Source organism: Streptomyces sp. NPDC006997 (assembly GCF_040635175.1).
Lineage (GTDB): Bacteria > Actinomycetota > Actinomycetes > Streptomycetales > Streptomycetaceae > Streptomyces.
In genome coordinates this window covers 160,753-173,144 of record NZ_JBEYHH010000005.1, presented here as the reverse complement: position 1 = coordinate 173,144, position 12,392 = coordinate 160,753, and the positions used below count along the sequence as shown (strand labels likewise).

The 12,392-nt window shown below is 72.3% G+C and carries 8 protein-coding genes; 4 read left to right on the top strand and 4 right to left on the bottom strand.

All coding sequences use genetic code 11. The features are described from left to right. The first annotated feature begins 233 nt into the window (after positions 1 to 233). Genes ABZ659_RS06905 through ABZ659_RS06895 form a run of 3 tightly spaced genes read left to right on the top strand, consistent with a single transcriptional unit; the run spans position 234 to position 2,756 of the window. Positions 234 to 1,502: a glycosyltransferase family 4 protein gene (locus tag ABZ659_RS06905; protein ID WP_360214266.1), complete on the top strand. Its 1,269-nt coding sequence runs from the start codon at positions 234 to 236 to the stop codon at positions 1,500 to 1,502. After that, positions 1,499 to 2,371: a transferase gene (locus ABZ659_RS06900; RefSeq protein ID WP_360214264.1), complete on the top strand. Its 873-nt coding sequence runs from the start codon at positions 1,499 to 1,501 to the stop codon at positions 2,369 to 2,371. The genes ABZ659_RS06905 and ABZ659_RS06900 overlap by 4 nt, the downstream gene beginning before the upstream one ends. A 34-nt stretch (positions 2,372 to 2,405) precedes the next feature. Further along, a complete protein-coding gene (locus ABZ659_RS06895; protein WP_360214482.1) occupies positions 2,406 to 2,756 on the top strand; it encodes a TrkA C-terminal domain-containing protein in 351 nt (116 codons plus the stop codon). Positions 2,757 to 2,799: 43 nt separating this feature from the next. Here ABZ659_RS06895 and ABZ659_RS06890 read toward each other — a convergent pair whose 3' ends face one another. The 3 genes from ABZ659_RS06890 to ABZ659_RS06880 all read right to left on the bottom strand — a co-directional run bounded on the left by ABZ659_RS06890 (position 2,800) and on the right by ABZ659_RS06880 (position 7,823). Beyond that, positions 2,800 to 3,000, bottom strand: coding sequence for a cold-shock protein (locus tag ABZ659_RS06890; RefSeq protein ID WP_360214262.1), 201 nt, complete (start codon positions 2,998 to 3,000; stop codon positions 2,800 to 2,802). Positions 3,001 to 3,198: 198 nt separating this feature from the next. Continuing rightward, positions 3,199 to 4,938 (bottom strand): ThuA domain-containing protein, encoded by a 1,740-nt coding sequence (locus ABZ659_RS06885; RefSeq protein WP_360214260.1) that lies wholly within the window; start codon positions 4,936 to 4,938, stop codon positions 3,199 to 3,201. Between the two features lie 35 nt (positions 4,939 to 4,973). Next, complete coding sequence (locus tag ABZ659_RS06880; RefSeq protein WP_360214258.1) at positions 4,974 to 7,823, bottom strand: PQQ-dependent sugar dehydrogenase; 2,850 nt, start codon at positions 7,821 to 7,823, stop codon at positions 4,974 to 4,976. Positions 7,824 to 8,361: 538 nt separating this feature from the next. Here ABZ659_RS06880 and fusA point away from each other — a divergent pair. Next, positions 8,362 to 10,416 carry an elongation factor G gene (gene fusA / locus ABZ659_RS06875; protein ID WP_360214256.1) on the top strand — a complete coding sequence of 685 codons (2,055 nt, stop codon included), beginning with the start codon at positions 8,362 to 8,364 and terminating at the stop codon, positions 10,414 to 10,416. A gap of 43 nt (positions 10,417 to 10,459) precedes the next feature. On the opposite strand, the gene ABZ659_RS06870 is transcribed toward fusA, so the two are convergent. Further along, on the bottom strand, positions 10,460 to 12,280 hold the full coding sequence (locus ABZ659_RS06870) for a coagulation factor 5/8 type domain-containing protein (protein ID WP_360214254.1): 1,821 nt from the start codon (positions 12,278 to 12,280) through the stop codon (positions 10,460 to 10,462). Positions 12,281 to 12,392 lie beyond the last annotated feature (112 nt).

Below are 12,392 nucleotides of genomic sequence, written 5' to 3'. Positions count from 1 at the left end.
GCGTGCTGGGCCCCGGCGTGTCGACGACGGGGACGAGGACCGCGTCACGCCCTGGCGTGGACGCCTCCGCGGCGGTGCCGGACGATGTCAGCGCGCCGACTCGATCCGGTCTGAGTACGTATACTCAGGCCGGATCGAGTCGGTGCTCCAGCGCGGAAACCCAGGGCTTCGGGCCTGGCCACGAAGAGGTAACGGCGGGCAACCGTTGGGTGAACGGAGAGGTCTAGCCCGCCATGAAGATCTCTTTCCTCCTCCACAACGCCTATGGGATCGGAGGCACGATCACCACCACGTTCAACCTGGCACAAGCCCTGGCCGGACGGCACGAGGTGGAGATCGTCTCCGTACTGCGCCACCGGGAACGCCCCAACTTCGCCCTGGACCCCCGGGTGTCGCTGCGGCCCCTGGTCGACCTGCGGCACGAGAAGGAAGACCCACGGCACCTGAGACCGGCGCGGGTCTTCCCCCGCGCCGAGTACCGCTACCAGCAGTACAGCGAACTGACGGACCAGCGGATCGGCGAGTGCCTGGCGGAGATCGACGCCGACGTGGTCATCGGCACCCGCCCCGGACTCAACGTGCACCTCGCGCGCCAGGCCCCGGCGCACGTCGCCCGCGTCGGGCAGGAGCACCTCACCCTCGACAACCACCCGCCCGCGCTGCGCACCACCCTCCGGCGCGCCTACCGCGGACTCGACGTGCTCACCACCGTCACCGAGGCCGACGCCGCCGCCTACCGGCGCAAGATGCGACTGCCGGGCGTGCTGGTGGAGGCCCTCCCCAACAGCGTGCCCGATCCGGTGCTGCCCCCCTCGGACAGCACCGCCAAGATCGTCGTCGCGGCCGGTCGGCTCGTCCCCGTGAAGCGCTACGACCTGCTCATCGAGGCCTTCGCCCTGGTCGCCGCCGAGCGCCCGGACTGGCACCTGCGCATCTACGGCAAGGGCGAGGAACACGACCGGCTGAGAAGGCTGATCGAGCGGCTCGGGCTGTCCGACAACGTTTTTCTGATGGGGCCCGCGGCCCCCATGGAGGCCGAGTGGGTCAAGGGCTCCATCGGCGCCGCCGCCTCCAACTTCGAACCGTTCGGCATGACCATCGTCGAGGCGATGCGCTGCGGACTGCCCGTGGTGAGCACCGACTGCCCCCACGGACCCGGCGAGATCATCGCCGACGGCGCCGACGGCCGACTGGTACCGGTCGGGGACGCCCACGCCCTGGGCACCGCGCTGCTCGACCTCGTCCGCGACGACGAACGGCGCCGCACCATGGGCGCCACCGCCATCCGCAACGCCTCCCGACGCTTCGCCCCCGGCCCCGTCCTGGAGCAGGCCGAACGCCTTCTCGGCGCGGCGACGGCGGCGAGAAGCAGCGGGACGCGGCCCGCCGCCCCGGCTCGCGGCCTGCAACGTGCCCTGATCAGCCAGACCTTCGCGGCCCGCGACGTCGCCCGCACCATGGCCAGCAGCGCCCTGCGCACCGTACGGAAGGGCCAGCGATGAGCCAGACCGCCAACGCCGCGGACACCACCGGCATCACCCACCCCCGCACCCACTGCGCCGTCGACCCGGACGGCCGGATCACCTTCGTCCTGCCGCCCGGCACGGCCGCCGACGTCCCCGCCCCCCAGCTGCTGCTCCGGCTGCGTCCCAAGAAGGGCCAGCCGGAGAACACCCTCCGCGTGCTCGACCTGCGGCCCGGCGACGACGGCCGTCTGAACGGCGTACTGGAAGCGGAGCCCGCGCTCGCCGAAGGGCGCTGGGACCTCTACCTGCTGACCGACGGGGCCGGACCGGGAGCCCCGCGCCACCGGCTCCGCCCCGGGCTGCGCGATCTGCGCGCGCTGGTCGACGGGCACACCCGGGAGCGGCCGTCGCCGGTCGCCGTCCGCGTGCCCTACGCCACCAAGGACGGGTTCCTCGCGCTGCGGACCTGGCTGCGCACCGCCCACGCGGAGATCACCCGGATGACGGCGACGGACCGGTCCCTGACCGTCCACGTCTGGCTGCACGGCGCCCCGCTCACCGAGTCGGCCACCGTGCGGCTGCGCCCGCGCGGCGGCGCCGGTGCCGCGCGCGTCCTGCCCGCGCGTCCCGACGGCGACGGCGACGGTGGCGGGCAGGGGTTCTCCTTCACCGTGGACTACGCGGAGCTGGTCACCGACGGCGGCGGCGCACCCCGCGTCTGGGACGCCTTCGTCAAGGCCGAGAGCGCGGGAGCGCCCGTGCGGATCAGCCGTCTGCTCGACGACGTGGCGGACCGCAAGGGGATCTTCGTCTATCCGACGGCCACGGTCGGCGGCGCCACCGTCCGTCCCTACTACACGGTCGACAACGACCTCGCCGTCCAGGTGACCCCCACGGCGGTCTGACACGACGACGGACACGCCTGCGTGTGCCGTCGCGATCTCCGCGGCAGCCTGTCGGATCCTTGGCCGTGCCCCCGCGAACGCGCGGGGGCACGGCCAGCACGCGAGTGCGCGGGGTCCGGCAGGTGGAGGACCGAGGCGTGACCGGACGCGTGACCGCGCCGCCGACGAGGGCGGCGGTGGCGCAGCGGATGAGCGACGTCCTCACCCACACCGCCGTCGCCGACTGCGCCGGGTCCGCACCCGGTACGGCGTCACCGTCGTCGGGATCAAACGGCCCGGTGACGGCTTCACCCATGCCACGACCGAGACCGTCATCGCCCGGCGGGACGTCCTGATCGTCACCGGCAAGATCCGGGCGGTGGAGTCCTTCGCGGAGATCGGCTGAGGGCCGGTGCCCTGTGGCACCGGCCCTCTCACTCACGCGGTCCTCAGACGGCGCGGACGCGCGCCGCCTGCGGGCCCTTGGGGCCCTGGACGACGTCGAACTCGACGTGCTGGTTCTCCTCCAGGCTACGGAAGCCGTTGCCCTCGATCTCGGAGTAGTGCACGAACACGTCCGGTCCGTCGGCCTGGGCGATGAAGCCGAAGCCCTTCTCGGCGTTGAACCACTTGACGGTTCCCTGAGTCATTTCTCGCTCCTCGCAGGGGCTGGGATACGGGACCCGCACCGTGCGGTGTCCCGGGCCGGCCTGGACGCGACTTCTCCAGTTCCCTGAAGGAAGGCGGCGCCCGCGACATCGTTCTTCGCGAGCGTGCGGTGAAACACAGACACAAAAACTACGACCGCCGTGTTCAACGACCCGCCCGCCGGATCCATTCCCAGGGGCTCACGGAAGGGTCCATTTCTGGTTGGGGCCGGTGTGGCAGGTCCACAGGTGGACGACGGTGCCGTCGTTCCAGGTGCCACCGGACGCGTCGAGGCACTTCGCGGACTGCGGGTTGCGGACGGTGCCGTCGGCTTGCGGAACCCATTGCTGGGCGCCGGTCCCGTTGCAGGTCCACAGCTGGATCTTGGTGCCGTCGGCGGTGCCGCCCCCGTTCACGTCCAGGCACTTGCCGAGGGCACGGAGGGTGTTGTCGCCGGGCAGGGTCCAGGTCTGGGCGGCGGTGTTGTTGCAGGTCCAGATCTGGATCTGGGTGCCGTCGGCGGTGTTGCCGCCGGAGACGTCCAGGCACTTGCCGTTGACGCCCTTCACCGGACCCGTGCGCGGACCGGACGGGGTGCCCGACTCCTTGATCCGGACGTTGCGGAAGGACACCTCGTCGCCGTCGCCGTGGTTCTGGAGGCCGAGGTGGCCCTGGGCGAGACTGCGTGCGGGATCCGTGTTGGTGAAGTCGTTGATCTTGCGGCCGTTGAGGAAGATCTCCAGCCGCTCACCCGTGACCCGGATCTCGTACGTGTTCCACTCGCCCGGCGGGTTGAGCGCCGCGTCCCGGGCGGCCAGGTCGGCGGACTGGAAGCCGTAGACCGAGCCGGTGGTGCGGTCGGGCGTGTCGGTGGCGTCGATCTGGATCTCGTAGCCGTTGTCCACCGCCGACCAGGGGTCGCTGGAGGCCGGGAACCCGACGAAGACCCCGGAGTTGTCGTCCCCGGCCGCCTTCCAGTCGAGCTTGAGGGAGTAGTCGCCGGTGAACTCCTCGGCGGAGTACCACAGCAGCCCCAGTCCCCCCTGCGAGGTGAGCGTGCCGTCGGCCAGGGTGAAGCCGCCGGGGCCCGCCTGGCTCCAGCCGCTCGTGCCGGAGCCGTCGAACAGCGGACGGTACCCGGTCTCCGGTCGGCAGTCGGCCTCGGTCATGCCCGCCGCCCAGCGGATGCCGCCCAGCAGATGGCGGCGGAAGGCGGGCTCGCTGTAGGACTCGTCGGTGTGGCCGCCGCCGGTGTAGAAGGCGCGGCCGCCCTGGTAGTCCTTGCACCAGCTGATCGGGTGGTCGCCCGACATGCTGCCGCCGCTGTAGCTGGACTCGTCGAGCGAGGCCAGGACGTGGGCGGTGGTACGGGGGTTGGTGCGGTAGTTGTACCACTCGTCGGTGCGCTGCCAGGTGCCGCCCAGGTGCGCGGTGGCGTCGTGGGCGCGGTCCTCGACCTTGACGGTCGCGGGCTGGATCGCCGGGTGGGACTGGAACAGGGCCCCGGCGAGACCCCCGTAGAAGGGCCAGTCGTACTCGGTGTCGGCCGCCGCGTGCACGCCGACGTAGCCCCCGCCGCCCTGGATGTACTGCTCGAAGGCCGTCTGCTGGGTGCCGTTCAGGACGTCACCGGTGGTGGAGAGGAAGACGACGGCCCGGTACTGGGCCAGGTTGCCGCCGGTGAAGGCGGTCGCGTCCTCGGTGGCGTCGACGGTGAAGTTGTTGGCGGTGCCGAGTTCGCGGAGCGCGGCGATGCCGTTGCCGATGGAGGAGTGGCGGAACCCCGCCGTCTTGGAGAAGACGAGGATCTTGTACGCGGGGTCCGCGGCGCTCACGGCCGCCGTGCCGGGCGCGGGCTCCGCCGACGCGGAGACGCTGGGTGTGGCGGCCAGCAGGGCCCCGGCGAACAAGGCCACTACCGTTCGCAGTTGCTTGCGCATGGGTGACTCACCTCCTTGAGGTCACGCGGGGATGGTTACGGCAGGGTCCACTTCTGGTTGGCGCCGGTGTGGCAGGTCCACAGGTGGACGACGGTGCCGTCGTCCCAGGTGCCGCCGGACGCGTCGAGGCACTTGGCGGACTGCGGGTTGCGCAGCGTGCCGTCCGCCTGTGCGGTCCACTGCTGGGCACCGGTGCCGTTGCAGGTCCACAGTTGGATCTTGGTGCCGTCGGCGCTGCCGCCCCCGTTCACGTCCAGGCACTTGCCGAGGGCGCGCAGGGTGTTGTCGCCGGGCAGGGTCCAGGTCTGGGCGGCGGTGCCGTTGCAGGTCCAGATCTGGATCTGGGTGCCGTCGGCCGTGGCGCCGCCGTTCACGTCCAGGCACTTGCCGTTGACGCCCTTCACCGGACCCGTGCGCGGGCCGGGGTTGGAACCCGAGGTGGTGAAGGAGAACTCGTCGACGTCGAACAGGGCACCCGCGCCGCCCTTGAACACCAGGTACAGCGTGGTCGTGCTGCTCGGCTGGTTGCTCAGGGTGGCGTTGACGTCCACGAACGTCTCCCAGCCGCCGGTCACCGGCACCGTGGCCGTACCGAGCAGCGTGCCCGTCGCCGAACCCGCGCGCACCTCGATCGTGCCGCCCGCGCCCGCCGAGGAGACCCGCGCGGAGAACCGGGTCGCGTTGTCCAGCGCGTACGGCTCGAACGAGATCCAGTCGCCGTTCTCGATGTTGCCCACGGTCCGGCCGCCGTGCGCCGGGGCGTGGTTGATCACCGAGACGCCGGAACCGGCACCGTAGTGCTCGGCCTGCCGGTGGGACGGCTGGGTGATGTGCTGGTCGTGGGAGGTGAGGGCGGGCTGGCCGTTCGCGCCCTTGTCGGTGTACTCGGCGTCGAGCACGCCGAAGATGTTGGCGTTGGGGTCGTGCTCGCCGTCCGCGAGGGTCTGGAGGGTGCCCGTGCAGCCGGTGGCCGAGGTCTGCGGGTGGCCGTGGCTGTCATGGCCGACGATGAAGCTGACCTTGACCTTGGAGCAGTCGATCGTGCCGTCCTCGGGGTCGGTGACGGTGACCTTGAACGGGATCGCCGCGCCGAAGTCGTAGACCCGGCCGTCCAGCGGGGTGTCCAGGGTGACCTTCGGCGCCGTGTTGCCGACCGTGATCTGCACGGACGCCGTCGCCGACCTGCCGGTGGAGTCGGTCACCGTCAGGGTCGCCGTGTACTGGCCGTTGGTGGTGTACGTGTGGGACGGGTTCGCGGCCGTCGACGAGGAGCCGTCGCCGAACGTCCAGCGGTAGCCGATGCTGTCGCCGTCCGGGTCGGAGCTGCCCGCCGAGGAGAACGCCACGGCCAGCGGCGCCTTGCCCGACGTCACGTCGGCCGCGGCCTGCGCGAGCGGTGCCCGGCCGCCGGTGACGTGCTCGATGCGGTACAGCGCGGAGTTCTCGTCGCCGTTGAAGTAGCCGGTGCCGTAGTCGAGGACGTACAGCGCGCCGTCCGGACCGAAGGCCATGTCCATCACCTGGGTACCGGACCACGGGAAGGCGTTGATGGACTGGACCGTGCCGTCGCCGCCGCTCTCGATGCGCTTGATCCAGCGGCGCCCGAACTCCCCGGCGAAGAAGTCGCCGTCGTACTCCTGCGGGAACTTCACCGCCGACGTGGAGGAGGCGTCGTAGCGGTAGACCGGGCCGCCCATCGGCGACTCGGAGCCGCCACCGAACTCGGGGACCGATCCGCCGTTGTACGGGATCCAGGCGGGCTGCGCCGGGGGCAGCGTGGTGAGGCCGGTGTTGTGCGGTGAGGTGTTGCGCGGGGCCGCGCAGTCGAAGGCGGAGCCGGAGGTGCCGGTGGCGAAGTCGTAGTCCACGTAGGCGTCGTTGTCCCCGGTGCAGTACGGCCAGCCGAAGTTCCCCGCCTTGGTGATCCGGTTGAACTCGACCTGACCCTCAGGGCCGCGGGACGGGCTGGAGGTGCCCGAGTCGGGGCCGTAGTCGCCGAGATAGACGATGCCGGTGGCCTTGTCGACGCTCATCCGGAACGGGTTGCGGAAGCCCATCGCGTAGATCTCCGGGCGGGTCCCGGCCGTGCCCGGCGCGAACAGGTTGCCGGACGGGATGGAGTACGAGCCGTTCGCGTTGACCTTGATCCGCAGCACCTTGCCGCGCAGGTCGTTGGTGTTGCCCGCGGAGCGCTGGGCGTCGTAGGCCGGGTTGCGGTTGGACCGCTCGTCGATGGGCGTGAACCCGTCCGAGGCGAACGGGTTGGAGTCGTCGCCGGTCGACAGGTACAGGTTGCCCGCCGCGTCGAAGTCGATGTCGCCGCCGACGTGGCAGCAGATGCCGCGGGACGCCGGGACGTCGAGGATCTTCGTCTCGGAGGCGAGGTCCAGGGTGCCGTCCGTCCTCAGCACGAAGCGGGAGAGGCGGTTGACGCCGTCGAAGGGCGCGAAGTCCGACGCCGAGCCGGTGCCGGGGGCGTCACCGGCCGGGGTGCTCAGCGTGGGGGCGTAGTACAGGTACACGAACCGGTTGCTGGTGAACGCCGGGTCGGCGGCCACGCCCTGGAGGCCCTCCTCGTCGTGGTTGTAGACGTTGAGCTTCCCGGCCACCTTGGTGGTGCCCGCCGCGTCGGTCAGGCGCAGCGTGCCGTCGCGCGAGGTGTGCAGCACCGAACGGTCGGGCAGCACGGTGAGCGTCATCGGCTCGCCCGTCTCCGCCACCCCCTTGGCCAGCGTGACCTGCTGGAACACCGGGTCGGCGGCGGCCACCGCGGGTTCGGGGGCCGCGGATGCCACATCCGTGGCGGGCAGTACGAGACCGACGGCGCACGCCACCGTCGGTACCAGCAGTCGCAGCAGTCTGCGTCTGAACGGTCTCTTGCGCACAGGTGTCTCCCAGTGGTGGGGGTGGGGGCAGTCCGGGACCGGTCCGCCGGGGGGAGTACAGGCGCGCGCCGTCGCGCCGTGGAACGCCGGGCATGAGGTCATGACCCGCTTGTGTCAGGGAAGTTAGCGGCGTTCGTTCGGAGACGTAACCCCTTTCGCTCAAGATCTCGTGGCTTTTTCCCTCACGCGGACAAAGTGAGAGCGGAGGGCTCGGGAAAATGCCGTGCCGCCGTGCTGCCCGGTTGCCTACACTCGCCACACCATCGCGCGCCGCCCACCGCCGGGCGGCGCGGCGTCGTGACGAGTCGAGGGGAGCCGGGCCGTGCGTGACCACGCCGTCGCCGTCGTTCCCCGCTCCCGCTACGAGGTGATCCTCGTGTCCTCGTCCGCCCGGTGCCCGCTGCGCGCCCGGCACCGGACCCCCGAGGCGCACGTCTGAACCCCCGTACGACGCCCGTGTGCTGACGGGCCGTCGGTCGGTCTCTCGGGCCCGGGAATCGCGCTGCCCTGTCAGGGAACCACCGAAAGGCCACGGGCCATGCGCGCCACGACCACCACCACCCGCTCCCTCGCCGCCGTCCGCAACCTCGGCGTCCTCGCGCACGTCGACGCCGGGAAGACCACCGTCACCGAGCGGATCCTGTACGCGACCGGCAGCACGCACAAGCGCGGCGAGGTCCACGACGGCACCACCGTCACCGACTTCGACCCGCAGGAACGCGACCGCGGCATCACCATCCACGCCGCGGCCGTCAGCTGCGCCTGGCGGGAGCACCGGATCAACCTGATCGACACCCCGGGCCACGTCGACTTCGCCGACGAGGTGGAACGCTCGCTGCGGGTGCTGGACGGGGCGGTCGCGGTGTTCGACGCCGTCGCCGGGGTCGAGCCGCAGAGCGAGGCCGGGTGGCGGCGGGCCGACCGGCACGGCGTGCCCAGGATCGCCTTCGTCAACAAGCTGGACCGCGCGGGCGCCGACCTGGACACCGCCGTGGCGTCCCTGCGCGACCGGCTGCACCCCGCCCCGCTCGTCGTCCAGTTGCCGATCGGCGCGGAGGGCGCCTTCACCGGCGTGGTGGACCTGGTGCGGATGCGGGCACTGGTCTGGGCGGACGGCACCCCGACGGCCGTCGAGGGCCCGGTCCCGCCCGGTCTGGTGGCGGAGGCGCTGCGGCGGCGCCGGCTGCTGGAGGAGGCCGTCGCCGAACTGCACCCGGGGGCGCTGGAGGAGTTCTGTGCCACCGGGGCGCTGGCCTCCCGCACCCTGGCCGGGGCGCTGCGGGACCTCACCCACAGCGGTGACGGTGTCGTCGTGCTGTGCGGCTCGGCCTACCGCGACCGCGGTGTCGAGCCGCTGCTGGACGCGGTCGTGGACTACCTGCCGTCGCCGCTGGACGTGCCCGCCGTACGCGGGACGCACGACGGCGTCGAGCAGCGGCGGCCCGCCGACCCGGCGGCGCCGCTCGCGGCCCTGGCGTTCAAGGTGCACGCCACGCCCACCGGGCGGCTGACGTTCCTGCGGGTGTACTCGGGAACCCTCGGGAAGGGGGACGCGGTGTGGGAGCCGGGCGCGGGTCGCACCGAGCGGATCGGACGCGTCCTGCGCGTCCAGGCCGACCGGCACACGCAGGTCGACCGGGCCGTCGCCGGGGACATCGTCGCCGTCGTCGGGCTGAAGTCGGCCCGCGCCGGGTCGACGCTGTGCGCGCCGGGCGCGCCGCTCGTCCTGGAACCCCCGGGCGCGGCCGAACCGGTCGTCTCCGTCGCGGTCGAGGCCCGCACCTCCACCGGCACCGAACGGCTGGCCGCGGCCCTGGCCCGGCTGACCGAGGAGGACCCGTCGCTGGTCGCGCGGACCGACCCGGAGACCGGGCAGACGGTGCTGTCCGGCATGGGCGAACTCCACCTGGAGGTCGCGGTGGAGAAGCTCCGCCGTGACCACGGCCTGGAGGCCAACGTCGGGCGGCCCCGGGTGGCGTACCGGGAGACGGTGGTGCGCGGGGTGTCCGGGCTGGTCTTCCGGCACGTCAAACAGGACGGCGGGGCCGGGCAGTTCGCGCACGTGGTGCTCGACGTGGCGCCGCTGGACGACGGGGCCACCGGGTTCGCGTTCCGGTCGGCGGTCGTCGGCGGGCGGGTGCCGCAGGAGTACGTCCGGGCGGTCGAGGCCGGGTGCCGGGACGCGCTCGCCGACGGGCCGCTCGGCGGCCACCCGGTGACCGGGCTGCGCGTCACGCTGACCGACGGGGCGACGCATGTGAGGGACTCCTCCGAGATGGCCTTCCGCACCGCAGGGCGGCTGGCGCTGCGCGCCGCGCTGCGGGAGTGCGCGTTGGCGGTCCTGGAACCGGTCGCCGAGGTCACCGTCACCGTGCCCGAGGACGCGGTGGGCGCGGTGCTCGGTGATCTGGCGGCCCGGCGGGGCCGGGTGACGGGGTCCACCACCCGGCCGGGCACCGCCGTGGTGACCGCCACCGTGCCGCTGGCCGAACTGTTCGGCTACGCGACGCGGTTGCGCGGCCGGACGCGGGGCCGGGGGACGTTCACCGCGCGTCCGACGGGATACGCGCCGGCGCCCGCCGGGACCCGGTGAGGTGAGACGGGGTGTGGTCGACCCACACCCCGTCTCGCGGGGCCTACGGGTACGCCACCACGGTCGACGGCACCGTGGACGTCCCCGCGGTCGGCGCCCCGTCACCGTTGATGACGTGCGCGTACTGTCCGTTGCCGCCGAGCGACACCACCAGCAGGTCGTGGAACCGCACCCCCGGCGTCACCGGCGCCGCGAACCCGTGCTCCTGCACGATCGTCGGGTCGACGTTGTAGTAGCAGTAGCTGCCGAGCCCCCACCCCTCGTGCGTGGTGACCCGGTCGCCGACGCGGTAGGCCGCGTACCCGCGCAGCGGACCGTTCTGGATGGCGGCCTGGCTCGGGGCGTCGTACGCCTTCTCGTTCTGGAAGAAGACCGTGCGCCCGCGCTGCCCGAACCACTGGACGTCGTACTTGTTGAAGTGCTCCACGAACAGCCCGGTGGCGAGGACGTCGTCGCCGTTGACGACGAGGCCGTAGTCGGCGCGGTTGGTCTCCCAGCCGACGCCGTCGCCGTGGTCGGCGCGCCAGATCCAGGTGTGGTCGATGATGGTGTGGCGGCTGTTGACGACGAGGCTGGTGGTGGCCTTGCCGGGTCCGGCGCCGCCGATGCGGAGGAACACGTCCTGGATGGTGGTCGGGTTGGCGGAGTGGTCGCGCTTGGCGCCGCGCGGCCCGACCTCCACCAGCGTCGCGGAGTTGACCGGCCCGGCGTCGACGAGGAACCCGGCCAGCCGTACGCCGTCGACGTCCGCGACGGTCAGGGCGGTGACGCCGTTGTCGGGGACGAGGGTGGCGTAGCCGAGGCCCAGGACGACGGTGTTGGGCCGGGTGACCCGTACCGGCTGGTCGAGGTGGTAGACGCCCGGTGTGAGCAGCAGGTGCAGGCCCTGGTCGAGGGCCTGGTTGAGGGTGGCGGCGGAGACGCCGGGCCGGGCCACGTAGAACCTCCGCAGCGGCAGGGAGGTGCCGCGCGGGGTGCCGTTGCCCCAGGTGACGCCGCGGGCGTTGGTCCGCTTCTCGGGCAGGAAGACGCGGTAGTCGTTCCCGCTCAGGTACAGGAAGGGCTTCTCGCGGGAGACGGGGGTGGTGTCGAGCGTGGTGTACGGCGGGTTGGGGAAGCTCGTCGCGGGGGCGCCCTCGACGCCGGAGAACACCATGTTCCACACGGCGTTGATCCAGCCGCCGACGGAGCTGTCCCGGGTGTACCACTGCTGCTGGGAGTACGGGCCGACCTGCCCGTCTATCCGGCTGTCGGCGATGTAGCCGCCGCTGGCCCAGCCGTACCCGTCGGGTGCGAGGTTCAGATCACCGCGGACGTGCATCCGGCGGAACGGCGCCGCCTGCGCGACGGCCCACCGGTTGGTGCCGTTGACCGGCACGAGGGCGAGGTTCTCCGCCGAGCGCCAGAAGTTCTGCGTGGCGTTGCCACCGAACCAGCCCGCGTCGACGGTCACGTCCCCGTTGATGGTGGTGTCGTCGGGGGAGAGGCCGAGCCCGGCGATCGAGGTGTAGAAGCCGAGCTGGGCGTTGAGGCCGTGGTAGGTGCCGGGCTTGAACAGCAGTGCCCAGCGGCCGGTGCCGAACTGGGCCGACTCCTGCTGCCGGAAGACCTCGTCGAGGCGGGCCTGGATGTCCGGCGTGGACGGGTCGAAGACCAGTACGTGGGGGCCGAGGTCACCGCCCCCGGGCAGGGCGCGGGGGCGCTTGCGGGAGGCGGACCGCGGGGTGGGTTCGGCGGCGGTCGCGGGCGCGGCGGTGGCCAGTCCGGCGAGGACGGGCGCGGCGGCAGCGGCGGCACCGAGGACGGCCCGCCGCCGGACGGCGGACGTCTGGGCAGGGGGGTGCGGTGGGGGCAGTGGGGGCATGGCGCGGCTCTTTCTTGGTTCATGAAGTGAACGACGGGGAGGACGAAGAGCGCTCTCTCGCCGGGGAATGCTTCAGGTGTCCAACGCAGGCGTCAAGCCCCGCGGCAGAGTT

Coding starts and splice junctions, on each gene's coding strand:
- ABZ659_RS06885 (WP_360214260.1), bottom strand. CDS start 4,938: ATGCGCAAGCAACTGCGAACGGTAGTGGCCTTGTTCGCCGGGGCCCTG.
- ABZ659_RS06905 (WP_360214266.1), top strand. CDS start 234: ATGAAGATCTCTTTCCTCCTCCACAACGCCTATGGGATCGGAGGCACG.
- ABZ659_RS06890 (WP_360214262.1), bottom strand. CDS start 3,000: ATGACTCAGGGAACCGTCAAGTGGTTCAACGCCGAGAAGGGCTTCGGC.
- ABZ659_RS06900 (WP_360214264.1), top strand. CDS start 1,499: ATGAGCCAGACCGCCAACGCCGCGGACACCACCGGCATCACCCACCCC.
- fusA (WP_360214256.1), top strand. CDS start 8,362: ATGCGCGCCACGACCACCACCACCCGCTCCCTCGCCGCCGTCCGCAAC.
- ABZ659_RS06870 (WP_360214254.1), bottom strand. CDS start 12,280: ATGCCCCCACTGCCCCCACCGCACCCCCCTGCCCAGACGTCCGCCGTC.